The sequence below is a fragment of the Streptomyces sp. NPDC033216 genome (genome assembly GCF_055577115.1).
This window is the reverse complement of sequence record NZ_JBVIQK010000013.1, coordinates 36,918-61,825: the sequence shown is the minus strand read 5'-3', so window position 1 is coordinate 61,825 and position 24,908 is coordinate 36,918. Positions and strand designations below refer to the sequence as shown.

The following is a 24,908-nucleotide window of genomic DNA, read 5'->3' as shown; positions in this document are numbered from 1 at the left end:
GGACCGTCAGGAAGCGGCCGGAGCGGGGCCCGAACTCGCGCGGACCGTCAGCTCGGGGGGGAGCAGCACCACGTCGTCGACGCCCCGGCCAGCGAGCTTGGCGACCAGGTGCTCCACCGCCCGCCGCCCCATCTCCTGCGCGGGGATGGCGACCGACGTCAGCCGCACCGACGCCTGCACGGCGACCTGGTCGGGACAGATGGCGACCACCGACACGTCCTCGGGGACGGCCCGCCCCTGCTGCCTCAGCAGCGCGAGCAGCGGCTCGACCGCCGACTCGTTCTGCACGACGAAGCCGGTGGTGCCGGGCCGCTCGTCGAGGATCCGCGCCAGCGTCACCGCCATCGCGTCGTATCCGTTCTCGCAGGGGCGGTGCAGTACCCGCAGCCCCAGCTCCTTCGCCCGGGACCGGAGTCCGTCGAGGGTGCGCTCGGCGAAACCGGTGTGCCGCTCGTACACCGCGGGTGCCTCGCCGATCACAGCGATGTCGCGGTGGCCGAACGTCGCCAGGTGCTCCACGCACAGTGCGCCGGTCGCGCTCCAGTCCAGGTCCACACAGGTCAGCCCGGTGGTGTCGGCGGGCAGCCCGATCAGAACCGACGGCTGGTCGTCCCCGACTCTCGACTTCGCCCGACCGGGGGCGCCCCCACCGCGCAGCAGCGGCAGCCGCTCGTCGTCGAGCTGGACGTCCATGAGGATCATCGCGTCGGCGAGTCCGCTGCCGGTGACGCGGCGCACGGCGTCGGGGCCCTCCTCGCCGGTGAGGAGAAGGACGTCGTAGCCGTGCGTACGGGCCGTGGTGGCGACCGCGATGGCGATCTCCATCATCACCGGCACGTACATGTCGGTGCGCAGCGGGATCATCAGCGCGATGATGTTCGACCGGCTGCTGGCCAGGGCTCGCGCGCCCGCGTTCGGGTGGTAGCCGAGCTGGCGGATGCTCTGTTCCACCCGCTCCCGGGTGGTCGCGGAGATGGACCGCTTGCCGCTGAGGACATAGCTCACCGTGCTCGCCGAGACTCCGGCGTGCTGGGCGACCTCGGCGAGGGTGACCATCCAGCTCTCCAAAATGTGTGAAGCGCTTCGACAGTGCGCGGGGGGAACAGGGGCGGGTGAGGGTGCTTTGACAGTAGCTCTAGCGAGAGTGGGTGTCCATAGGTTGTCGAAGCGCTTCGACGCGGTTTCTCGGGCGTTGCGCCGGGACGGTTCCGCGGACCGATTCCGCGACCTTGGCGACCTCTTGCGCCCGCGACCGCAACCGAACGGGTGTACCGGAACGGTCCCCCGGAAGGAGCCCCGACGCAACGGGCAGGGCCGGTCGGAGGGAGCCCCGACGCATTGGGCAGGACCGGTCGGAGGGAGCCCCGACGCGTTGGGCAGGGCCGGCCCAGCCACGAGACCGTGATCCGGCCTGACCGTCAGGGCGCGGGCCGCCGGGCACCAGGCGCGGCAGCGCCAGCCTGGACGGTGCCCGCGGGACCTGCACCGGGGCGTCGGCCGGAACGCCCGCTCGTCCGTCCGCCGCTCCGACACCACCCAGGCTCCCCCCGACCTCGGAGCCTTCACCCTGACACTCGACCGGCGCAAGCTCCTCACCGACGACAAGCCGTCTGCGGAATCGAGTCCGGCACCGAGGTCCTCAAGGGAACGGGCCACCCGGACGGCAGGTCGTCCTCGGTCACCGTCGGCCGATCGGGCGCGCGAGGGGTGGTGGGCTCGCCCGGGATCGGGTACCAACGATCGGGTAGCACCCATCGGTAACCAATGTGGCCCGAGATCCCGATTCGCGGCGAGGTGAGCCTCATGTCCGCACCACCCCTCAAGAAGCCCGTCGTCACCGAACGTGAGGCCCGTCAGGTGGCGGAGGCCGCCCGGGAACAGGACTGGCGGAAGCCCAGCTTCGCCAAGGAACTGTTCCTGGGCCGTTTCGACCTCGACCTCATCCACCCCCACCCCCTGCCCACCGACGAGGCCGTACGGCGCGGCGAGCAGTTCCTGGCCAAGCTCCGTGAGTTCTGCGAGACCCGCATCGACGGCGCCCTCATCGAGCGCGAGGCCCGCATCCCCGACGAGGTCGTGGCCGGCCTCAAGGAACTCGGCGCCCTCGGCATGAAGATCGACCCCAAGTACGGCGGTCTCGGTCTCACCCAGGTGTACTACAACAAGGCGCTGGCCCTGGTGGGCTCGGCCAGCCCGGCGGTCGGCGTCCTGCTCTCGGCACACCAGTCGATCGGCGTGCCGCAGCCGCTGAAGCTGTTCGGCACCGACGAGCAGAAGCAGCGGTTCCTGCCGCGCTGCGCCCGCACCGACATCAGCGCCTTCCTCCTCACCGAGCCGGATGTCGGCTCCGACCCGGCCCGCCTCGCCACCAGCGCCGTACCGGACGGGGACGACTACGTCCTGGACGGGGTGAAGCTGTGGACCACCAACGGCGTGGTCGCCGACCTGCTGGTCGTGATGGCCCGGGTGCCGAGGAGCGAGGGCCACAAGGGCGGCATCACCGCCTTCGTCGTGGAGGCCGACTCACCCGGCATCACCGTGGAGAACCGCAACGCCTTCATGGGTCTGCGCGGCATCGAGAACGGCGTCACCCGCTTCCATCAGGTCCGGGTGCCCGCCGCGAACCGCGTCGGCCCCGAGGGCGCGGGCCTGAAGATCGCGCTGACCACCCTCAACACCGGCCGGCTCTCGCTGCCCGCCTCCTGCGTGGCGGCAGGCAAGTGGAGTCTGAAGATCGCCCGTGAGTGGTCGGCGGCCCGTGAACAGTGGGGCAAGCCGATCGCCGGCCACGAGGCGGTCGGGGCGAAGATCTCCTTCATCGCGGCGACGACCTTCGCCCTGGAGGCCGTGCTCGACCTGTCCTCGCAGATGGCCGACGAGGACCGCAACGACATCCGCATCGAGGGCGCCCTGGCCAAGCTCTTCGCCTCCGAGATGGGCTGGCGGATGGCCGACGAACTGGTCCAGATCCGGGGCGGCCGCGGCTTCGAGACCGCCGACTCCCTCGCCGCCCGCGGCGAGCGGGCGGTCCCCGCCGAACAGGTCCTGCGAGACCTGCGCATCAACCGCATCTTCGAGGGCTCGACGGAGATCATGCACCTGCTGATCGCCCGCGAGGCCGTCGACGCCCACCTCTCGGTCGCCGGCGACCTCATCGACCCCGACAAGTCCCTCCAGGAAAAGGCCAGGGCGGGCGCCAACGCGGGCGTCTTCTACGCCAAGTGGCTGCCGAAACTCGTCGCGGGTCCCGGTCAACTCCCGAACTCCTTCAGCGAGTTCAAGCACGAGGTCGACCTCTCCCCGCACCTGCGTCACGTCGAGCGGCACGCCCGCAAGTTGGCCCGCTCCACCTTCTACGCCATGTCCCGCTGGCAGGGCCGCATGGAGACCAAGCAGAACTTCCTCGGCCGGATCGTCGACATCGGCGCCGAACTGTTCGCGATGAGCGCTGCCTGCGTGCGCGCGGAGCTGCTGCGCTCCCGCGGCGAGCACGGGCGCGAGGCCTACCAGCTCGCCGACGTGTTCTGCCGCCAGTCCCGCATCCGGGTCGAGGAACTCTTCAACCGCCTGTGGTCCAACACCGACGACCTCGACCACAAGGTCGTCAAGGGCGTCCTCGCGGGCACCTACGAATGGCTGGAGCAGGGCATCGTCGACCCCTCGGGCGAGGGTCCCTGGATCGCCGACACCACTCCGGGGCCGTCCGAACACGAGAACGTCCACCGCCCGATCGGGTGACACCGTGGACACCTGGCCAGGGCTGTCTCCCCAGGAGTTCCCCGTGAGGGGGGCCGCGGGGGGACACCCTGTCCGCACCCATGTGCGTTGCGGCAACAATGGGGGGATGAGCGACAGTCCAACCCCCTCAGGGCACGGGTCGGAAGCCCCGTCCGCCCCGCGACGCCACGCACGCACTCTCGCCGCACCGGGCGCCGGCCCGAGTGCGCCCGGTACGAGGGCCGACACCCGGCACGCCGAGAGCACGCATCTGACGCCGCAGGGCCCGCCCGCCGGGCGGACGACGGCGCTCCCGACCCCCGCCCTGGCCGACCCGCATCTCGTGTACGACCCCGTGGTGGGCGACGGCCCCAAGGACGTGGTGGTCCTCGGGTCCACCGGATCGATCGGCACCCAGGCCATCGACCTCGTGCTGCGCAACCCTGACCGCTTCCGGGTGACCGGCCTGTCCGCGAACGGCGGCCGCGTCGCCCTCCTCGCCGAGCAGGCCCGCCGACTGCGGGTGCGGACCGTCGCCGTCGCCCGCGAGGACGTCGTACCGGCTCTGCGGGAGGCCCTGGCCGACGCGTACGGCCCCGGCGAGCCGCTCCCCGAGATCCTCGCCGGACCGGAGGCGGCCACCTGGCTCGCCGCCTCCGACTGCCACACCGTGCTGAACGGCATCACCGGCTCCATCGGCCTCGCGCCCACCCTCGCCGCCCTGGAGGCGGGCCGCACCCTCGCGCTCGCCAACAAGGAGTCGCTCATCGTCGGCGGGCCGCTGGTGAAGGCGCTCGCCGAACCCGGCCAGATCATTCCGGTCGACTCCGAGCACGCGGCCCTCTTCCAGGCCCTCGCCGCCGGCACCCGCGCCGATGTCCGCAAGCTCGTCGTCACCGCCTCCGGCGGCCCCTTCCGCGGCCGTACGAAGGAACAGCTGGCGCACGTCACCGTCGAGGACGCCCTCGCGCACCCGACCTGGGCCATGGGCCCGGTCATCACGATCAACTCCGCGACCCTCGTCAACAAGGGCCTGGAGGTCATCGAGGCACACCTCCTCTACGACATTCCCTTCTCCCGCATTGAGGTGGTCGTGCATCCCCAGTCGTATGTCCACTCGATGGTTGAGTTCACGGACGGATCGACACTGGCGCAGGCGACGCCGCCCGACATGCGCGGGCCCATCGCCATCGGCCTCGGCTGGCCCGAGCGGGTGCCCGACGCGGCGCCCGCCTTCGACTGGGGCAAGGCGTCGACGTGGGAGTTCTTCCCGCTCGACGACGAGGCGTTCCCCTCGGTGAACCTCGCCCGCCATGTGGGCCGGCTCGCGGGGACGGCCCCGGCGGTGTTCAATGCCGCCAACGAGGAGTGCGTGGAGGCGTTCCGCAAGGGCGCGCTGCCGTTCAACGGGATCATGGAGACCGTGACGAGGGTCGTCGAGGAACACGGCACCCCGCGCTCGGGAACCTCGCTCACCGTGCCGGACGTCCTCGAAGCGGAGACCTGGGCCCGCGCCCGGGCCCGGGAACTGGCGGTACGGACGGCGGAGGCCCGCGCATGACGACCCTGATGTTCATCCTCGGCATAGTGGTCTTCGCGTTCGGCCTGCTGGTGTCGATCGCCTGGCACGAGCTGGGACACCTGTCCACCGCCAAGCTCTTCGGCATCCGCGTGCCGCAGTACATGGTCGGCTTCGGCCCGACCCTCTGGTCACGGCACCGGGGCGAGACCGAGTACGGCGTCAAGGCGATCCCGTTCGGCGGCTACATCCGCATGATCGGCATGTTCCCGCCGGGTGACGACGGCCGCGTCACCGCCCGCTCCACCTCGCCCTGGCGCGGAATGATCGAGGACGCCCGCTCGGCGGCGTACGAGGAGCTGAGGCCCGGCGACGAAACGCGCATGTTCTACACGCGCAAGCCGTGGAAGCGGGTCATCGTGATGTTCGCGGGCCCCTTCATGAACCTGATCCTCGCGGTCGCCCTGTTCCTCACCGTGCTGATGGGCTTCGGTATCCAGCAGCAGACCACCTCCGTCGCCTCCGTCTCGCCCTGTGTCATCGCGCAGAGCGAGAACCGCGACACGTGCAGGAAGACCGACCCCGCCTCCCCGGCGGCCGCCGCCGGCATGGAGAAGGGCGACAAGATCGTCTCCTTCGCCGGCAAGCGCACCGACGACTGGGACACCCTCTCCGACCTCATCCGGGTCAGCGCCGGCAAGGAAGTCGCGATCGTCGTCGACCGGGACGGCCGAGAGGTCACCCTCGACGCGAAGATCGCCACCAACCTGGTCGCGAAGAAGGACTCCAACGGCACCTACGTCCAGGGCGAGTACGTCAAGGCGGGCTTCCTCGGCTTCAGCGCCGCCACCGGAGTCGTCAAACAGGACTTCGGCGAGTCCGCGACCTGGATGACCGAGCGGGTCGGTGACGCCGTCGACTCCCTCGCCGCCCTGCCCTCCAAGATCCCCGCCCTGTGGGACGCGGCCTTCGGCGACGGCCCCCGCGAACCGGACTCCCCGATGGGCGTCGTCGGCGCGGCCCGGGTCGGCGGGGAGATCGCCACCCTCGACATCCCGGCCTCGCAACAGCTCGCGATGTTCGTGATGCTGCTCGCCGGCTTCAACCTCTCCCTGTTCCTCTTCAACATGCTCCCGCTGCTGCCTCTCGACGGCGGGCACATCGCGGGCGCCCTGTGGGAGTCGCTGCGCCGCAACCTCGCCAGGCTGCTGCGCCGCCCCGACCCCGGCCCCTTCGACGTGGCGAAGCTGATGCCGGTGGCCTACGTGGTGGCCGGGATCTTCGTCTGCTTCACCGTCCTGGTGCTGATCGCGGACGTCGTCAACCCGGTGAAGATCTCCTAGCCCTACGGCGTTCACGGCGGCCCGGCACGATCTGTGCCGGGCCGCCTTCCAGCGACTGGGCTCGGCAACGGGTCGGGGGGTGCCCCCGCCCGGGTGTTTCGCGGGTGGGCGAGTGCCCGCGCCGGGGCCCGTGCCGTAATCTCGAAGCCTGGAGCCCGCCACCGACGGGACCTGGACCTTGATCCACGACTTGGGGTTGCACAGCAGATGACTGCGATTTCTCTCGGCATGCCGTCCGTTCCGACCAAGCTCGCCGAGCGCCGGAAGAGCCGGCAGATCCAGGTCGGGTCCGTGGCGGTCGGCGGGGACGCCCCCGTGTCCGTGCAGTCGATGACCACGACCCGTACGTCCGACATCGGCGCCACGCTCCAGCAGATCGCCGAGCTGACCGCGTCCGGCTGCCAGATCGTCCGCGTCGCCTGCCCGACCCAGGACGACGCCGACGCCCTCGCCACCATCGCCCGCAAGTCGCAGCTGCCGGTGATCGCGGACATCCACTTCCAGCCCAAGTACGTGTTCGCCGCGATCGAGGCCGGGTGCGCCGCGGTCCGCGTCAACCCGGGCAACATCAAGCAGTTCGACGACAAGGTCAAGGAGATCGCCAAGGCCGCCAAGGAGCACGGCACCCCGATCCGCATCGGCGTGAACGCCGGCTCCCTCGACCGCCGCCTGCTCCAGAAGTACGGCAAGGCGACCCCCGAGGCGCTCGTGGAGTCCGCCCTGTGGGAGGCGTCCCTCTTCGAGGAGCACGACTTCCGCGACATCAAGATCTCCGTCAAGCACAACGACCCGGTCGTGATGATCGAGGCCTACCGCCAGCTCGCCGCCCAGTGCGACTACCCCCTTCACCTCGGCGTGACGGAGGCGGGTCCCGCCTTCCAGGGCACGATCAAGTCCGCCGTGGCCTTCGGCGCCCTCCTCTCCCAGGGCATCGGCGACACCATCCGCGTCTCCCTCTCGGCCCCGCCGGTCGAGGAGGTCAAGGTCGGCAACCAGATCCTGGAGTCCCTCAACCTCAAGCAGCGCGGTCTGGAGATCGTCTCCTGCCCGTCCTGCGGCCGCGCCCAGGTCGACGTCTACAAGCTCGCGGAGGAGGTCACCGCGGGCCTGACCGGCATGGAGGTCCCGCTCCGCGTCGCGGTCATGGGCTGCGTGGTCAACGGCCCCGGCGAGGCCCGGGAAGCCGACCTCGGCGTGGCCTCCGGCAACGGCAAGGGGCAGATCTTCGTCAAGGGCGAGGTCATCAAGACCGTCCCCGAGTCCAAGATCGTGGAAACCCTCATCGAAGAGGCCATGAAGCTGGCCGAACAGATGGAATCCGACGGCATCGCCTCGGGCGAGCCCCAGGTCTCGGTAGCGGGCTGAACGAGACAGGCCGGACAGCGCGCCCTGGATCGCCGCAGGCGTCCCAGGGCCGCGGGCACGGCGCGACCGGCCCCCACGGGCTGCCCCCGCCGTGGGGGGGGGGAGGACCACGCACGGTGTCGGCTGCCTCCGCCGGCTGCTCCCGTGGCGGCCACCTACGCGCGTCGGTTCTCTCGGTCTGCAAGATCATGCGACGTCGGTGACACAGGGCCCCCACGACGGGCGGCGCCGCACATTTTCGGCGGGTACAGTGCGGAGATCAGGCAGACCCCAGTGTGAGGCCCCGCACGTGTTGACGCAGACCACCTCCCGGGTCCTCGAACCGAGCGACCTGGACGCCGCCCTCGCCGTCCTCGACCGTGAGCCGGTCACCAACGCCTTCGTGACCTCGCGGGTACAGGTCGCGGGCCTGGACCCGTGGCGCCTCGGCGGCGAGATGTGGGGCTGGTACGAGGACGGCATGCTGACGTCCCTGTGCTACGCCGGCGCCAACCTGGTCCCCATCTGCGCCGGCCCACGCGCCGTCCGCGCCTTCGCCGACCGTGCCCGCCGGGCCGGCCGCCGCTGCTCCTCCATCGTGGGCCCCGCCGACGCGACGGCCCTGCTGTGGCGGCTGCTCGAACCGCACTGGGGCCCCGCCCGCGAGGTCCGCGCCCGCCAGCCCCTGATGGTCACCGACCGCATGCCCGACGACATCGCCCCGGACCCGTACGTGCGCCGCATCCGCAAGGACGAGATGGACGCGATCATGCCGGCGTGCGTGGCGATGTTCACCGAGGAGGTCGGCGTCTCCCCGATGGCCGGTGACGGCGGCCTGCTCTACCAGGCCCGGGTGGCCGAACTCGTCGGGGCCGGCCGCTCGTTCGCCCGCCTCGACGACCGGGGCAGGGTCGTCTTCAAGGCGGAGATCGGCGCGGCCACCCCCAAGGCCTGCCAGGTCCAGGGCGTCTGGGTCGCCCCGGAATACCGGGGGAGGGGCCTGGCCGCCCCCGGCATGGCGGCCGTACTGCGCTACGCGCTCGCGGACGTCGCCCCGACGGTCAGTCTCTACGTCAACGACTTCAACACGACCGCACGGCGGACGTACCGGAGGGTGGGCTTCCAGGAGGTCGGCGCGTTCATGAGCGTCCTGTTCTGACCGTCTCGCCGCACGCCGCCCCACGCACATCCGCTCCGCACCCGGCGGCCGACCGTGACCCCCCTGTAGGCTCCCCGCCATGGACCTCGTGATCGGCCCCTTGGACCTTCCCGCGCACGTGGACGAGGCCCTCGCAGTCCAAGCCGTGGCCTTCGGACTGGGCCCGGACGAGGTGGCCGTCCGCAGGCAGATCGTCCTGCGCCACATGACCAACCCCGGCGCGAGAGCGTTCGGCGCGACCGTCGGTGACAGACTCGTCGGCTTCGTCTACGGCATGCCCAACGACCGCGCGCACTGGTGGTCCACCGTCGTCGAGCCCTACCTCCGTGCCGGCGGCGACGACGCCTGGCTCGACGACTCCTTCGTCATCACCGAGCTGCACGTCCACCCGGAGTACCAGCACCGCGGTGCGGGCCGGTCCCTGATCACCACGATCACGGACACCGCGACCGAACCCCGCTCGATCCTCTCCGCGATCGACGTCGACAGCCCCGCCCGGGCCCTCTACCACTCCCTCGGCTACCGGGACCTGGCCCGCCGCGTCCTCTTCCCCAGCGCTCCCCGCCCCTACGCCGTGATGGGCGCCCCTCTCCCGCTGCGCCGCGGGTAACGGATTTCCGACCGCGCGGGGCTCCCGGCTAACCTCCTAGCCAGTACCCTCCCCACTCTCGGCCCGGTTCGAGCGGGGGGATCCCGATCGGCAGGAGTTCGTACACCATGGCCAACGCACCGGTCCAGCGCATGTCCCAGTTGATGGCGAAGACGCTGCGCGACGACCCGGCGGACGCCGAGGTCCTCAGCCACAAGCTCCTCGTCCGCGCCGGCTACGTCCGCCGCACCGCCGCCGGCGTCTGGAGCTGGCTGCCGCTCGGCAAGAAGGTCCTCGCCAACGTGGAGCGCATCGTCCGCGAGGAGATGGACGCCATCGGCGCCCAGGAGGTGCTGCTCCCCGCGCTGCTGCCGAAGGAGCCGTACGAGGCGACCGGCCGCTGGGACGAGTACGGCCCCGAGCTGTTCCGCCTGAAGGACCGCAAGGGCGGCGACTACCTCCTCGGCCCCACCCACGAGGAGATCTTCACCCTGCTGGTCAAGGACCAGTGCACCTCCTACAAGGACCTGCCGGTCATCCTCTACCAGATCCAGACCAAGTTCCGCGACGAGGCCCGCCCCCGCGCCGGCATCCTGCGCGGCCGCGAGTTCCTGATGAAGGACTCCTACTCCTTCGACACCGAGGACGAGGGCCTGGCCAAGTCCTACGCCCTGCACCGCCAGGCGTACCAGCGGGTGTTCGAGCGTCTCGGTCTGGACTACCGCATCTGTGCGGCGACCGCGGGCGCCATGGGCGGCTCGAAGTCGGAGGAGTTCCTGGCCCCTGCCGAGGCCGGCGAGGACACCTTCGCCGACTGCCCGAACTGCGACTTCGCGGCCAACACCGAGGCGATCACGTACGAGTCGAAGCCGGTCGACGGTTCCGCCGTGCCCGCGGCCGAGGAGATCCCGACCCCGGACACCCCGACCATCGAGACCCTCGCCGCCTCCCTCGGCGTACCGGCCTCCGCCACACTGAAGAACCTCCTGGTCAAGGTGGACGGCGAGATCGTCGCCGTCGGCGTGCCCGGTGACCGCGAGGTCGACATGGACAAGGTCGAGGCGCACTTCGCGCCGGCGGCCGTCGAGCTGGTCACCGCCGAGGACTTCGTGGGCCGCCCCGACCTGGTCCGCGGCTATGTCGGCCCGCAGGGCCTGGAGAAGGTCACCTACATCGCCGACCCGCGCGTGGCGCCCGGCACCGCGTGGATCACGGGCGCCAACAAGGAGCACACGCACGCGAAGAACGTCGTCGCGGGCCGTGACTTCGAGGTCGACGCATACGTCGACGTCGTGGTCGTCCGGGAGGGCGACCCCTGCCCGAAGTGCGGCACCGGCCTCAAGCTGGACCGTGCCATCGAGATCGGCCACATCTTCCAGCTGGGCCGCAAGTACGCCGACGCCCTCAAGCTCGACGTCCTCGGCCAGAACGGCAAGCCGGTCCGCGTCACCATGGGCTCCTACGGCATCGGCGTCTCCCGCGCGGTGGCGGCCCTCGCCGAGCAGAGCGCCGACGACAAGGGCCTGTGCTGGCCCGCCGAGGTCGCCCCGGCCGATGTGCACGTGGTCGCCGCGGGCAAGGCCCTCCAGACGGAACTGGCCCTGGACGTCTCCGAGAAGCTGCGGGCGGCCGGTCTGCGCGTCCTGGTCGACGACCGGGCCGGGGTCTCGCCGGGCGTGAAGTTCACCGACTCCGAGCTGATCGGCGTACCGAAGATCCTCGTCGCGGGCCGCCGTTCGGCCGAGGGCGTCCTGGAGCTGAAGGACCGCAGGACCGGCGAGCGCGAGGAGCTGACGGTGGACGAGGCGATCGCCCGCCTCACGACCGCGTAACCGCCCCCTGACGGCGTCATGACCGTTCGCCCGACCGTAGGACGTGACACGACGTCCCTACGGTCGGGGAAGGGTCATCGCCATCAGGGAACGAGGCGCCGCCGCGGTCCGCGGAGGGCGCGAGGGGTACTGCGGCCCTCGCGGCGGCCGACCGTCACCACCCTGAGCCCCACGATCCCTCAAACCCACCCGGCGAACTCCAGCAGCAACTCCGCGTCCTTCGGCCGCCCCACGCGCAGTGCCCGTACGCCCGACTCCACCGCCCGGAACAGCGTCCACCCCCGCAGCCGCTCCTGGTCCACCTCCAGCGACTCCGCCAGCCGCTTCACCCGCCGCCGGGTCGTCGCCGCCCCGGACGGGGAGGCGATCAGGTCCTCCACCCGGTCCCGGACCAGCCGCGCCAGGTCGAAGGCGCACTCGCCGACCACCGGATCCGGCCCCACGGCCAGCCACGGCATCCGCTCACCCGCGAGCACCTTGCTCTGCCGGAACGTGCCGTGCAGCAGCCGGTGCTCGGGCGGCGCGGCCACCAGCTCCTCGCGGGCCGCGAGCGCCGCGTCGACCAGCGCTGCCACCTCCGCGTCGGCACGCGCGCGCATCACCTCGGCCTGTCGCCCGGTCCGCTCGGCCACCGTCTCGAAGGAGTGCCCGGCCGGCGGTTCCACCCACAGTCGCCGCAACGTCCCCGCCGCCTCCAGCAGCGCCTTCGCCTCCGGCAGCGACCGTACCGACACATCGGGGTGCAGCCGCTCCAGCAGCAGCACCCCTTCGCTCACCGGGCCCTCCACCAGCTGCACCGCGCCCAGACCGTCCCAGTGGGCGAGAGCGGTCCGCTCCGCCTCCGGCCGGAAGCGGGCCGGGGCGAGCTTCAGCACGGCCGGCGTCCCGTCGGCGTACCGCACCAGCACCACCAGGCTGCTGCGGCCACCGGGCACCTGCACCCGCTCCACGGTCAACTCGCGTCGCGAGGCGGCCTGTCGGACCGTCTCCGGCAGTCTCTCCAACCAGTCGTCACCGTCCGGCGCGCTCTCGGCCAGCGCCCTGACCAGACGCTGCGGCGGTTCGAAAGCCATACGCGAGTCGTCCTCTCCTGCTTCGGCCTACGCCGTCCGGGTGGGGGTCGGGATCGATGTGGGGGTCCGGGTCACCGAACCCGCCTTCGTCGCCGAGGCCCCGGCCCCGGTGGCGGCCGGGTCGGTCCCCGCACCGGCCCGCTCGGCGAGACCAGGGAAGGCTACGCTCCCGCCGCGCCAGCGCACCGCACGGACCGCGGCCTCCCGCAGCGCACCGGCGGCCGCCCGGCGCCGCGCACCGGTGGCCGCCCGGACCAGGTCGGAGTAGACCCCGGCGACGCGTTCCTCCAGCTCGGCGGCGAGCCGGACCGCGGCGGCGGAGTCCGGCACGGCGAACGGCAGGGCGTACCCGGCGCTCGCGGCGATGGGCTCTGCCCCCAGGTCGCGCACGTCGCGAGCCAGCGCGTCCCGGCGCGCCCGATGCGCGTCGTACGCCGCCCGAGCCTCCGTGCGCCGACCCTCACGGATCCGGCCGCCGACCACACCGTAGCCGTACACCGCCGCGTGCTCGGCGGCCAGCGCGGCCTGGAGGGCCGTCACCACCCCCGTGTCCCGCTCGCTCATCGGGCCCCCTCCGTCAGCAGGTACGCGTGTGCCGCCCCGGCCGCCGCCACCGAGGCCAGCAGCCGGGCGAGTTCACCCGGCACGTCGACCAGCGCGGCGACCCTGCGGTCCGCGAGGGTCCGCTCGGCCCCGGCCAGGCCGGCGAGCGCGTCCCCGGCATCCGCCGGAACGGCGACGGACGGCGCGGGCGGGACACCCCCGGAAGCCGCGGGCGCGGACGGCGCCCCTGCCGGCGCCGACGGCGACGGTGACGCCGATGGCCGCGCCGACGCCGAAGCCGACGACTCAGACGAGGGCGAAGGTGACGCCGTGGCGACACCCTCGGCACCGCCGAACGCCGTCACGTGGCGCACGACCTCCGCCCGCAGCGGTGCCAGCCGCGCCGCCAGCGCCGGATGGACGGCGAGGACGGCGTCGTAGCGCTCCACCAGTCCCGCGCTGTCCGCCGCCGCACGCGCGCGTGCACGATGTTCCGCCGAGTCCGACCGGCCGCCCGGGGCCCTCTTCCCGGCGTCCCCCTCGCCGGAGCACCCGGCCAGCAGGGCGGCCCCGGCGGCCGAGGCGAGCAGAGTTCTTCGGCGCGGCCCGGAGGGGGTGCGCACAGGCGGCGGGAACGGCACGGCAGACGTCCTCGGGGAATCTCGTACGAAAGGAACCGATCACGGGCCGCTCACGCGCGGGCAGACCCGTGATCACCGTACCCGCGCGTCGGCCCGGCGCCCGTCACCGGCACCGTCGGTGGCCCGCCGGGCGCCGACGGGTGTCGTCCGGCGCCGGTGGGCCACTCGGTGGACGGCAACACACCCCGCGACCGGATACCCTTTGACCAGACACGCGCCCCATCCCACAACAGCACACGCGGCCGAGGAGTCACCCGGATGAGCACCACCCAGAGCGAGAGGCTGCGAGAACTGCTCGAACCGCTCGTCACCTCCCAGGGGTTGGACCTCGAAGAGATCACCGTGGACTCCGTCGGTCGCAAGAGAGTGCTGAGCGTGGTCGTCGACTCCGACACCGGAGCGGACCTGGACGAGATCGCCGATGTGAGCCGCGCGCTCTCGGCGAAGCTCGACGAGACGGACGCGATGGGCGAGGGCGAGTACACCCTCGAGGTCGGCACCCCGGGCGCGGAGCGCGCCCTCACCGAGCACCGCCACTACGTCCGTGCCACGGACCGCCTGGTGAGGTTCCAGCTCCACGAGGGCGGCGAGATCGTCGCCCGCATCATCGACGTGGACGACGACGGCCTCGACGTCGAGGTGCCGGGTGTGAAGGGCCGCAAGGCCACCACCCGCAGGCTCGCCTTCGCCGACATCGAGAAGGCCCGCGTCCAGGTCGAGTTCAACCGCAAGGACAAGCAGGACGAGAAGGACATGAAGGAAGAGGAGGAGGCGTAGCCGTGGACATCGACATGAGTGCCCTGAGGGGCTTGGTGCGGGAGAAGGAGATCTCCTTCGACCTGCTGGTCGAGGCGATCGAGTCGGCCCTCCTCATCGCCTACCACCGCACCGAGGGAAGCCGCCGCCACGCGCGCGTGCGGCTCGACCGGGAATCCGGTCATGTGACCGTGTGGGCGAAGGAGGACCCCGAGGACCTCGAGGAGGGCCAGGAGCCCCGCGAGTTCGACGACACCCCGTCCGACTTCGGCCGTATCGCCGCCAGCACGGCCAAGCAGGTGATCCTCCAGCGCCTGCGGGACGCCGAGGACGACGCGACGCTGGGCGAGTACGCGGGCCGTGAGGGCGACATCGTCACCGGCGTGGTCCAGCAGGGCCGCGACCCGAAGAACGTGCTCGTCGACATCGGCAAGCTCGAGGCCATCCTGCCGGTGCAGGAGCAGGTCCCGGGCGAGTCGTATCCGCACGGCCTGCGGCTGCGGTCGTACGTCGTCCGGGTGGCGAAGGGTGTGCGCGGTCCTTCCGTGACGCTCTCGCGGACGCACCCCAACCTGGTGAAGAAGCTGTTCGCGCTCGAGGTGCCGGAGATCGCCGACGGATCCGTCGAGATCTCCGCCATCGCCCGCGAGGCCGGCCACCGCACCAAGATCGCCGTACGGTCCACCCGTTCGGGCCTGAACGCCAAGGGCGCCTGCATCGGCCCGATGGGCGGCCGGGTGCGCAATGTCATGGGCGAGCTGAACGGTGAGAAGATCGACATCGTCGACTGGTCGGACGACCCGGCCGAGATGGTGGCGAACGCCCTGTCGCCCGCCCGGGTCTCCAAGGTGGAGGTCGTCGACATGGCGGCCCGCTCCGCGCGCGTGACCGTGCCGGACTACCAGCTGTCGCTGGCGATCGGCAAGGAGGGCCAGAACGCCCGCCTGGCCGCCCGTCTGACCGGCTGGCGGATCGACATCCGGCCGGACACCGAGCAGCCCGCCGAATGACCCAGTGCGGCGGGCCCGGGGAACAGATCCCGGCCGCCGCACGCTCAGATCACGTCAGTTATACGCGCGGCAACCGTTCGACCGCCGCCCCATTGGGGTGAGGTCGCCGCGGGGAGGTAGACTTAACTGTGTCTGGCCGGACGCACGCCCGAGCACGCCCCGAGCGCACCTGTCTGGGGTGCCGGGAGCGGGCGGCCAAGACGGAACTGCTGCGTATCGTGGCGATCAAGGACGCATGCGTCCCCGATCCTCGCGGTACGCTGCCCGGCCGGGGTGCGTATCTGCATCCCGCCCAGGTCTGTCTCGACCAGGCGGTACGCCGCCGGGCGTTCACGAGGGCGTTGCGAGCCCCGGGAGCGCTCGACACAAAGGCGTTGCGCCAGTACGTCGGGCAGACGATCGTTGCCGAGCAGGCAACACCGTAAGAAGGCGTCGCACGGAACCCCCGTGCGGCTCTGGTACCCCGCGAGTTGGAAGTAGGTCGAGATTGCGATGAGCACTCGATGAGCACGCGATGAGTACGCCCATGAAGTAGCGACGGTCCGGACACACCCGGACCTAAAAGGAGCGAAGTGGCTAAGGTCCGGGTATACGAACTCGCCAAGGAGTTCGGGGTCGAGAGCAAGGTCGTCATGGCCAAGCTCCAAGAACTCGGTGAATTCGTCCGTTCGGCGTCTTCGACCATCGAAGCGCCCGTTGTACGCAAACTGACTGACGCCTTCCAGGGTGGTGGCAGCGGCAAGTCCGCGAAGCCCGCCCCGCGCAAGGCTGCCCCCAGGCCCGCGGCGCCCTCACCGGCGCAGTCGGCCCGTCCGGGTCCGGCCGCACCTCGGCCGGCCTCCCCCAAGCCGCCGACGGCTCAGCAGCCCGAGGCGCCCGCCGCGCCCGTGGCTCCGGCCGCCTCGTCGGCTCCGTCGGCCCCCGCGCCGTCGGCCTCACCCTCGGCTTCCGGCCCGCGTCCGGGCCCCAGGCCCGCGCCGCGTCCGGCTCCCGCCGCCCCGGAGTTCACCGCTCCGCCGGCGCCTCCGGCCGCCCCGGCCGCCCAGAAGCCGGCCTCCCAGGGCCCGCGTCCCGGCGCACCCCGTCCCGCCGGCCGTCCGGCCGCCGGCCAGGGTCAGCAGGGCGGTCAGGGCCAGCGCCCGGCCGCCGCGCAGGGCCAGCGTCCCGGTGGCGGCGCTCCGCGTCCGGGCGGCTCCCGTCCGTCCGGTCCGCGTCCGGGCAACAACCCCTTCACCTCCGGCGGCAACGCCGGCATGGCCCGTCCGCAGGCCCCGCGCCCGCAGGGCGGCCCCGGCGGTCCGCGTCCCGGCGGTGCCGGTGCCCCCGGCGCCGGTCCGCGTCCCCAGGCGCCCGGCGCCCAGGGCGGCGGCCCCCGTCCGCAGTCCCCGGGCGGCGCGCGTCCGTCCCCGGCCGGTATGCCCCGCCCGCAGGGCGGCGCCCCGCGTCCCGGTGGCCCGCGTCCCAACCCCGGCATGATGCCGCAGCGTCCCGCTGCCGGTCCCCGCCCCGGTGGCGGCGGTCCCGGCGGTCGCGGCCCCGGCGGCGGCGGTCGTCCCGGTGGTGGCGGCGGCGGTCGTCCCGGTGGCGGCGGCTTCGCCGGTCGTCCCGGTGGCGGCGGCGGCGGCTTCGCCGGTCGTCCCGGTGCTCCCGGTGCCGGTGGCGGCGGTTTCGCCGGTCGTCCCGGCGGTCCCGGCGGTGGCGGCGGCGGTCGTCCCGGCTTCGGTGGCCGTCCCGGCGGTCCCGGTGCCCGTGGTGGCACGCAGGGCGCCTTCGGTCGTCCCGGCGGTCCCGCGCGTCGCGGTCGCAAGTCGAAGCGGCAGAGGCGCCAGGAGTACGAGGCCATGCAGGCCCCGTCGGTCGGCGGCGTGATGCTGCCTCGCGGCAACGGCGAGACCATTCGCCTGTCGCGCGGTGCGTCGCTCACCGACTTCGCGGAGAAGATCAACGCCAACCCGGCGTCGCTCGTCGCGGTCATGATGAACCTCGGCGAGATGGTCACGGCCACGCAGTCCGTCTCCGACGAGACGCTCCAGCTCCTCGCGGGCGAGATGAACTACCTGGTTCAGATCGTCAGCCCGGAGGAGGAGGACCGCGAGCTGCTCGAGTCCTTCGACATCGAGTTCGGCGAGGACGAGGGCGACGAGGACGACCTGGTGGTCCGTCCCCCGGTCGTCACCGTCATGGGTCACGTCGACCACGGTAAGACCCGACTGCTCGACGCCATCCGCAAGACGAACGTCATCGCGGGCGAGGCCGGCGGCATCACGCAGCACATCGGTGCCTACCAGGTGTCGACCGAGGTCAACGACGAAGAGCGCAAGATCACCTTCATCGACACCCCGGGTCACGAGGCGTTCACCGCCATGCGTGCCCGTGGTGCCCGGTCGACCGACATCGCGATCCTGGTCGTCGCGGCCAACGACGGCGTCATGCCGCAGACGGTCGAGGCGCTCAACCACGCGAAGGCGGCCGACGTCCCGATCGTCGTCGCGGTCAACAAGATCGACGTCGAGGGTGCCGACCCGACCAAGGTGCGCGGTCAGCTCACCGAGTTCGGTCTGGTGGCCGAGGAGTACGGCGGCGACACGATGTTCGTCGACATCTCCGCCAAGCAGGGTCTGAACATCGACTCCCTGCTGGAGGCCGTGATCCTCACGGCCGACGCCTCGCTCGACCTGCGGGCGAACCCGAGCCAGGACGCGCAGGGCATCTCGATCGAGTCCCGTCTCGACCGCGGCCGTGGTGCCGTGTCGACGGTCCTCGTCCAGCGAGGCACCCTGCGGGTCGGCGACACGATGGTCGTGGGCGACGCCTACGGCCGCGTGCGCGCCATGCTCGACGACAACGGCAACAACGTCGCCGAGGCGGGTCCGTCGACCCCGGTCCAGGTGTTGGGTCTCACCAACGTCCCGGGCGCCGGCGACAACTTCCTGGTGGTCGACGAGGACCGTACGGCCCGTCAGATCGCCGAGAAGCGTGCGGCTCGCGAGCGCAACGCGGCCTTCGCCAAGCGCACGCGCAGGTTCTCCCTGGAGAACCTGGACGCGGCCCTGAAGGCCGGCGAGGTCCAGCAGCTGAACCTGATCATCAAGGGTGACGCGTCCGGATCGGTCGAGGCCCTCGAGTCCTCGCTGCTCCAGCTGGACGTCGGCGAAGAGGTCGACATCCGCGTCCTGCACCGCGGCGTCGGTGCCGTCACGGAGTCCGACGTGGACCTCGCGATGGGCTCGGACGCCATCGTGATCGGCTTCAACGTCCGCGCGGCCGGCCGCGCGGCGCAGATGGCCGAGCGCGAGGGTGTGGATGTCCGGTACTACTCGGTCATCTACCAGGCGATCGAGGAGATCGAGGCGGCCCTGAAGGGCATGCTGAAGCCGGAGTACGAGGAGTTCGAGCTGGGCACGGCGGAGATCCGCGAGGTCTTCAAGTCGTCCAAGCTGGGCAACATCGCCGGTGTCCTGGTCCGCTCGGGCGAGGTCAAGCGCAACACCAAGGCGCGCCTCATCCGCGACGGCAAGGTCATCGCGGAGAACCTCAACATCGAGGGCCTGCGTCGTTTCAAGGACGACGTCACCGAGATCCGCGAAGGCTACGAGGGCGGTATCAACCTCGGAAACTTCAACGACATCAAGATCGACGACGTCATCGCGACGTACGAGATGCGGGAGAAGCCGCGGGTGTGACACCCACGGTTCGTACCGGCCGGCGGGGCGCTGTCCCCGCCGGCCGGTACGGCGTTCCGGCGGCGGTGAGCGGGGAAGAAAACCCCGTCGAGCCGCGACCGGGATCGTTGTACCGTTCTTGATGCCCCTGTTCGTCCAGAGCAGGGCCATCGATCCCGTACCGGCGGGTGAACCGGTTACACATGTATGTGGGGACGCTGTCCTTCGACCTCCTCCTCGGCGACATACGTTCGCTGAAGGAGAAGCGCTCCGTCGTCCGCCCGATCGTCGCCGAGCTCCAGCGCAAGTACGCGGTGAGCGTGGCCGAGGTGGACCACCAGGACCTGCACCGCAGGGCGGTCATCGGCCTGGCCATGGTGTCCGGGGACACGGAGCATCTGACCGATGTACTGGACCGGTGCGAACGGCTGGTCGCCGGCCGCCCCGAGGTGGAGCTGCTGTCGGTCCGACGCCGTCTCCACGGCGAACACGACGACTGACCACACCAGAGAACGCAAGAGAAGAAAGAACGGGAGACGGACCAGTGGCCGACAACGCGCGCGCCAAGAGGCTGGCGGACCTCATCCGAGAGGTGGTGGCCCAGAAGCTACAGCGTGGGATCAAGGACCCGAGGCTCGGCTCCCACGTCACCATCACGGACACCCGCGTCACGGGTGACCTCAGGGAGGCGACCGTCTTCTACACCGTGTACGGGGACGACGAGGAGCGGGCCGCCGCCGCCGCGGGCCTGGAGAGCGCCAAGGGTGTCCTGCGCTCCGAGGTCGGCCGCGCCGCGGGGGTGAAGTTCACGCCCTCGCTGAGCTTCGTCGCCGACGCCCTCCCGGACAACGCCCGCACCATCGAGGACCTCCTCGACCGGGCGCGACAGTCCGACGAGAAGGTGCGCGAGGCGTCCGCGGGCGCCGGGTACGCCGCCGGCGCCGACCCGTACAAGAAGCCCGACGAGGACGACGAGACGGACGACGCCGCCGAATGAACCCGAAGCAGACCCCGCCCGACGGCCTTGTCATCGTCGACAAGCCGTCGGGCTTCACTTCGCACGACGTCGTGGCCAAGATGCGCGGGATCGCCAAGACCCGCCGCGTCGGGCACGCGGGCACCCTCGACCCGATGGCGACGGGCGTCCTCGTCCTCGGCGTCGAGAAGGCCACCAAGCTCCTCGGGCACCTCGCACTCACCGAGAAGGAGTACCTGGGGACGATCCGGCTGGGCCAGAACACCCTGACGGACGACGCCGAGGGGGAGATCACCTCCTCCACCGACGCCTCCGGGGTCTCCCGCGATGCCGTCGACGCCGGGATCGCCAAGCTGACGGGCCGGATCATGCAGGTCCCGTCCAAGGTCAGCGCCATCAAGATCGGCGGCGTGCGCTCCTACAAGCGGGCCCGCGACGGCGAGGACTTCGAGATCCCGGCCCGCCCGGTCACCATCTCCTCGTTCACGGTCTACGACGTCCGGGACGCCGTCGCGGAGGACGGCACCCCCGTCCTGGACCTGATCGTCTCGGTGGTCTGCTCCTCCGGCACCTACATCCGCGCTCTCGCCCGCGACCTGGGTGCCGACCTGGGCGTCGGCGGTCACCTCACGGTGCTGCGCCGCACCCGCGTCGGCCCCTACAAGCTGGACTCCGCCCGCACGCTGGACCAGCTCCAGGAGGAGCTGACGGTGATGCCGATCGCGGAGGCCGCCACGGCCGCCTTCCCCCGCTGGGACGTGGACGAACGGCGGGCCCGGCTGCTCCTCAACGGTGTGCGCCTGGAGATGCCCGAGGAGTACGCGGGCGCCGGCGCGGTCGGCGTCTTCGACCCGCAGGGCCGCTTCCTGGCCCTGGTGGAGGAGCAGAAGGGCAAGGCCAAGAGCCTGGCCGTCTTCGGCTGAGGCCCCTCCGCTTCGCCTTTGTTCCGCCTTCGCTTCGCCCGTGGAGCGGCGAGCACGGAGTCCTGCTCCGCCGCCGCTCCACGGTCCCCCCTCGGTTCCCCCACCCCTAGGGTGTGTCCAACGCACCCCGTTCATTCACCCGTCCGGACGGGCGCTCGGAGTGAACCGAGGGAGTGCACGGGGGCGCGTTCGTCACGCCCCCTGTCCCGCCGATCAGCGCGCGCCTACCGTCGACGCAGGCACGCGGGCGCGGCGGGGAGGTACGGCGATGGCGGGACGGGGCCCGCGCACCGGCGGCGGCCGCGGCACACCGCGGCACGACCCCCGGCCGCACGAGGACGACACGCGCCTCATCCCCGAACCCTCCCTGGTCCGCGTCGAGGACCTCGCCGGCCGCCCGCGCGGCGCCGGCTTCCTGGCCGACCACCACGGCACCGTCATCACCAGCCACGAGGCCGTCGACGGCTTGTCCCGCCTCGTCCTGTACGACGCCGGCGGCCGCGGCCGTGTCGTCACCGCCGACGCGGTCACCCCGCTGCCGGAACTGGACCTCGCCCTCGTCCGCACCCAGGGCCTCGACGCGGACCCCCTGCCGGTCACCGTGCGCGAGGGCGTCGGAAGCGGCACCTATGTCCGGCTGCCCGCCGGCTGCTGGCGTGAGGCGCGGGTGCTGACGGCGACCTCCGTGACCTACACGGCCACCGATCGCTTCCACCGCCTCGCGGGCTGCCTGGAACTGGCCATCGGCACGGCCGGGCGGGACGCGCTGCGGCTCGGCGGGGGCGCGGCCGGCGGGCCCGTGCTCGACGCGGAGACCGGTGCCGTCGTCGCCGTCCTGGGCACCGCCCTGCGCTCCGACCACCACGACACCGGCTTCGCCGTCCCGCTGCGCCCCGGCCCGCAGGACGGCCCCCTCCGTGATCTGCTGGCCCGCAACGCGGCCACCGTCCCCGCCTACGGCGCCGACCTCAACCTGGCGGGCCTCCTCGAACTCGCGGCCACCTCGCTCGGCACCGACGGGCCACCCGCCCCTTGCCACAATCCGGTCGAACGGGCCGTACCGGCGGGGGCGTTCGCCGCGTTCGCCAAGAGTCCGGCCGCCGTCCTCGCCCTCGTCGGCGCCCCCGGCAGCGGCCGTACGACCGAACTCGCCGCCCTCGCCGACCGGCGCGCCCGGGGTCCGGAACCGGCGCCCACGCTGTACGTGCGCGGCGCCGACCTGCGCGACACGGACGACTCGGTCGCCGACGCGGCCCACCGCGCACTGACCCGCGCCACCCGGATCGTCGCCACGTCGCGCCCGCTCCCCGCCCTCGACGCGCCCGCCCCGGAGCGGTTCGCCCACCTCGCCCGCGCCGCGGGCCGACCGCTGCTCCTCCTCCTCGACGGCCCCGAGGAGATGCCGCCCGCCCTCGCCCACCGCCTCCCCGAGTGGACCGAGGGCACGGTGGGCTGGCTGCGGGAGACCGGAGCCCGGCTGGTTGTGGCATGCCGGGCGGAGTACTGGGAGCAGGCGGGCCCGCACTTCCCGGCGGGCATGCTGTACGGCCGTACGGGCCCGGACCTGCCGCCCCGTGTCCCCCTCGGCGACCTCACCGACACAGAGGCCGAGGAGGCCCGCGCCCGGCTGGGCCTCCCGGACACCGCACTCGCGGGCCCCGACGCGCGGCATCCGCTCACCCTCCGGCTGCACGCCGAGGTCCGCGCCGCCCTCCCCGGCACCGACGGCGACAGCCCCGTCGGGCGCGACGACGTCTTCGCCGCCCACCTCGACCTGGTGTGCCTGCGGATCGCGGTCCGGCTGGCCGCGGAGAACGGCGTGCGCGGCGCCGCCGTACGACGGCTCGCCGCCAAGGTGTCCGGACAGGTCCACGAGGCCGCCCGGCGCAGCCTCGGGCCGGGGCAGGGTGAGCTGGACCGGACGTCGTTCGAGGCGGTGTTCCCGTGGGGGCCCGCCCCCGCCCGGCTCGGCGGCGGCACCGGCTGGGCCTCCGCCGTCCTCGCCGAAGGGCTCCTGGTGCCCGCCGGGGGCGGCTACCGCTTCGCCCGCGAAGAAGTCGCCGACTGGCTCCAGGGCCTCCACCTCGACCTGGACGAAGCCCTGCGCGTCCTCGTCCACCGCCCACCCGCCCCCGAAGGCAGCCACGCGCCGCCCGTCCCGCGCCATCGCGTCGGCCCCGTGGCGCAGGCCCTGCTGCACCTCGGCCGGCAGCGAGGAGCCACCCCCCTCGCCGTCCGGCTGGAGGAACTGGTCCAGGCACTGGAAGCCGACCCGCAGTCCTGGTGGGCCGCCCGGCTGCTCGCCGAGACCCTGCCCCGCGTCCCGGACGCGACCCCGTACGCCGGTGTCCTGCGGCTCCTGGCCGACCTCGTCGCGGCCCGTCGCGACCGACCGGCCGGGCCCGCCGGGTTCGGCCCCGGCTTCTGGACCGCCCTGCCGCTCCCGGCCGGCATCCGCCTCGACCTCCTGCGCCGGCTGGTCCTCGCGGACCCGGCTCCGGCCGCCGGGGACGTGCCCCGCCACCTCGACGCCGTCGCCCGGCTGCTCGCCGCCGACGCCGCCACCGTGCAACCACTGCTCACGCTCTGGTTCGACGACGAGCGGCCGCTGCCGGCGACGCCGCACGCCACCGTGGCGACGGCCGCCCAGGCCTTGCTGCACACCCACCGGCACCGGGGCCTGGACGACCTGACCGACGTCCTCGTGGACCGCGCGCACCCGCGCGCGGACGAACTCCTCGCGGTGCTGGCCGAGGAGGAACCCTCCGCGCTGTGCCGGGCCGTGGACCGGTGGGCGCACGACGAGCGACCGCAGCGGCGGGCCGCCGCGACGACGTACGGACCGCTCGCGGCGGCGCACGCGCGCACCCGCGCCGACCGCGAGCTGCTGCGGTACGCGGCCCTCGCCGTCCTCGCCCGCCCCGCCGACCGGACTCTGCACGGCGGCGCGCTCGCCCTCCTCGTCCGTGACCCCGACACCCGCGACCGGTACCTTCCGCGGGCGCTCGAAGCGTTCGCCGCGGGCGACCCGAAGCTGCCGCCGGGGGCGCTGCTCACCGCCCTCGCCACCCACCCGGAACCGGTCCTCGAAGCCTGCCGTGCCCGGCTGGACGGCCTCGGCATCGACGCCGGGCCCCTGCTGCGCGCCCTCGTCGACGCCGCCACCCCCGCCGTGGCCCGCCCGGTGGCCCTGTTGCTGCGCGAGGTTCTGGAACGGCGCCCGGAGGCCGCCGGCGACCTCGCCGCGTATCTCGACGGCCGCCTCGACGTCGGCCACCCCACCCCCGCCGCGCTGTTTCCCCTGGTCACCGGGCTACTGGACGGTGGATGCGAGACCGTACGGGCCGCTCTGGCGGGTGTCGTGGCCGGACCCGGCGCCCTCCGCCGGGAACTTCTCGACTTCCTGCTGGCCCACGAGCGCGACCTCGCCGTCCTGGACGCCGTGCTGCACGCGGCCGGCCGGCTCGGCGGACCGGATCTGCGCGTCCTCGTCCACCGCACCGGCCTTCTGCTCGGCCGCGCCCCGGAGGGCGCCGCCCGCTTCGACCGCGGCCTGGTCGACCTGGCCCGTCACGTTCCCGGCTTCGCCGCACAGGTCGCGGGCTGGCTCACCGGGGAGCCGGGGGAGTGGGCGGCACTGGTCGGCCCGAGCGCCCGCCGCACCATCGAGAGCCTGGCGGGTACGCGGGTTCCCGTCTGATCGAGGGCCGGCCCGGACGCCCTGGGACAGTGGAGCGAGTCACAGCGCCCATGCCGATGCGGGCCGGAGGCACCAGGCATGGCACCCTTAGAGCTGCGTACGCGGTCAACGGAACACACGA

The 24,908-nt window shown here is 72.6% G+C and carries 19 protein-coding genes; 15 read left to right on the top strand and 4 right to left on the bottom strand.

The features are described 5' to 3' along the window. Positions 1-6 precede the first annotated feature (6 nt). Positions 7-1,056, bottom strand: a complete 1,050-nt coding sequence (locus ACZ5Y0_RS23350; protein WP_469130623.1) for a LacI family DNA-binding transcriptional regulator — start codon at positions 1,054-1,056, stop codon at positions 7-9. A 747-nt stretch (positions 1,057-1,803) separates the two neighbouring features. Between ACZ5Y0_RS23350 and ACZ5Y0_RS23345 the strand changes: the two genes are divergently transcribed. The 7 genes from ACZ5Y0_RS23345 (at position 1,804) to ACZ5Y0_RS23315 (ending at position 11,503) form a co-directional block, all read left to right on the top strand. Beyond that, positions 1,804-3,738, top strand: a complete 1,935-nt coding sequence (locus tag ACZ5Y0_RS23345; protein ID WP_469130622.1) for an acyl-CoA dehydrogenase family protein — start codon at positions 1,804-1,806, stop codon at positions 3,736-3,738. A gap of 358 nt (positions 3,739-4,096) precedes the next feature. Continuing rightward, positions 4,097-5,278, top strand: coding sequence for a 1-deoxy-D-xylulose-5-phosphate reductoisomerase (gene dxr, locus ACZ5Y0_RS23340; protein ID WP_469130729.1), 1,182 nt, complete (start codon positions 4,097-4,099; stop codon positions 5,276-5,278). Then, positions 5,275-6,579 carry a M50 family metallopeptidase gene (locus ACZ5Y0_RS23335; protein ID WP_469130621.1) on the top strand — a complete coding sequence of 435 codons (1,305 nt, stop codon included), beginning with the start codon at positions 5,275-5,277 and terminating at the stop codon, positions 6,577-6,579. The genes dxr and ACZ5Y0_RS23335 overlap by 4 nt, the downstream gene beginning before the upstream one ends. 207 nt (positions 6,580-6,786) lie before the next feature. After that, on the top strand, positions 6,787-7,944 hold the full coding sequence (gene ispG / locus ACZ5Y0_RS23330) for a flavodoxin-dependent (E)-4-hydroxy-3-methylbut-2-enyl-diphosphate synthase (protein WP_469130620.1): 1,158 nt from the start codon (positions 6,787-6,789) through the stop codon (positions 7,942-7,944). A gap of 289 nt (positions 7,945-8,233) precedes the next feature. Further along, a complete protein-coding gene (locus tag ACZ5Y0_RS23325; RefSeq protein WP_469130619.1) occupies positions 8,234-9,082 on the top strand; it encodes a GNAT family N-acetyltransferase in 849 nt (282 codons plus the stop codon). A gap of 79 nt (positions 9,083-9,161) precedes the next feature. Further along, positions 9,162-9,692: a GNAT family N-acetyltransferase gene (locus ACZ5Y0_RS23320; RefSeq protein WP_469130618.1), complete on the top strand. Its 531-nt coding sequence runs from the start codon at positions 9,162-9,164 to the stop codon at positions 9,690-9,692. A gap of 107 nt (positions 9,693-9,799) precedes the next feature. Next, entirely contained in the window at positions 9,800-11,503 is a 1,704-nt protein-coding gene (locus ACZ5Y0_RS23315) for a proline--tRNA ligase (RefSeq protein ID WP_469130617.1), read from the top strand. Positions 11,504-11,682: 179 nt separating this feature from the next. On the opposite strand, the gene ACZ5Y0_RS23310 is transcribed toward ACZ5Y0_RS23315, so the two are convergent. Genes ACZ5Y0_RS23310 through ACZ5Y0_RS23300 form a run of 3 tightly spaced genes read right to left on the bottom strand, consistent with a single transcriptional unit; the run spans position 11,683 to position 13,568 of the window. Further along, on the bottom strand, positions 11,683-12,576 hold the full coding sequence (locus ACZ5Y0_RS23310; protein WP_469130616.1) for an aminoglycoside phosphotransferase family protein: 894 nt from the start codon (positions 12,574-12,576) through the stop codon (positions 11,683-11,685). A 27-nt stretch (positions 12,577-12,603) separates the two neighbouring features. Next, the gene (locus tag ACZ5Y0_RS23305) at positions 12,604-13,140 is read right to left on the bottom strand and encodes a ferritin-like domain-containing protein (RefSeq protein WP_469130615.1); all 537 of its coding nucleotides are present in this window, start codon (positions 13,138-13,140) and stop codon (positions 12,604-12,606) included. Further along, a complete protein-coding gene (locus tag ACZ5Y0_RS23300; protein WP_469130614.1) occupies positions 13,137-13,568 on the bottom strand; it encodes a hypothetical protein in 432 nt (143 codons plus the stop codon). The genes ACZ5Y0_RS23305 and ACZ5Y0_RS23300 overlap by 4 nt, the downstream gene beginning before the upstream one ends. Positions 13,569-14,018: 450 nt before the next feature. Between ACZ5Y0_RS23300 and rimP the strand changes: the two genes are divergently transcribed. The 8 genes from rimP (at position 14,019) to ACZ5Y0_RS23260 (ending at position 24,787) form a co-directional block, all read left to right on the top strand. Beyond that, positions 14,019-14,537, top strand: a complete 519-nt coding sequence (rimP, locus tag ACZ5Y0_RS23295; RefSeq protein WP_469130613.1) for a ribosome maturation factor RimP — start codon at positions 14,019-14,021, stop codon at positions 14,535-14,537. A gap of 2 nt (positions 14,538-14,539) precedes the next feature. Beyond that, entirely contained in the window at positions 14,540-15,526 is a 987-nt protein-coding gene (gene nusA, locus ACZ5Y0_RS23290) for a transcription termination factor NusA (RefSeq protein ID WP_469130612.1), read from the top strand. A 128-nt stretch (positions 15,527-15,654) separates the two neighbouring features. After that, a complete protein-coding gene (locus ACZ5Y0_RS23285; RefSeq protein WP_469130611.1) occupies positions 15,655-15,951 on the top strand; it encodes a YlxR family protein in 297 nt (98 codons plus the stop codon). A 147-nt stretch (positions 15,952-16,098) separates the two neighbouring features. Then, positions 16,099-19,209, top strand: coding sequence for a translation initiation factor IF-2 (gene infB / locus ACZ5Y0_RS23280; protein ID WP_469130610.1), 3,111 nt, complete (start codon positions 16,099-16,101; stop codon positions 19,207-19,209). A 182-nt stretch (positions 19,210-19,391) separates the two neighbouring features. Next, positions 19,392-19,688, top strand: a complete 297-nt coding sequence (locus ACZ5Y0_RS23275; RefSeq protein WP_469130609.1) for a DUF503 domain-containing protein — start codon at positions 19,392-19,394, stop codon at positions 19,686-19,688. A 44-nt stretch (positions 19,689-19,732) separates the two neighbouring features. Continuing rightward, entirely contained in the window at positions 19,733-20,185 is a 453-nt protein-coding gene (rbfA, locus tag ACZ5Y0_RS23270; RefSeq protein ID WP_469130608.1) for a 30S ribosome-binding factor RbfA, read from the top strand. Then, positions 20,182-21,087, top strand: coding sequence for a tRNA pseudouridine(55) synthase TruB (truB, locus tag ACZ5Y0_RS23265; protein ID WP_469130607.1), 906 nt, complete (start codon positions 20,182-20,184; stop codon positions 21,085-21,087). Before rbfA ends, truB begins: the two co-directional genes overlap by 4 nt. Before the next feature lie 268 nt (positions 21,088-21,355). Then, the gene (locus ACZ5Y0_RS23260; RefSeq protein ID WP_469130606.1) at positions 21,356-24,787 is read left to right on the top strand and encodes a trypsin-like peptidase domain-containing protein; all 3,432 of its coding nucleotides are present in this window, start codon (positions 21,356-21,358) and stop codon (positions 24,785-24,787) included. Positions 24,788-24,908 lie beyond the last annotated feature (121 nt).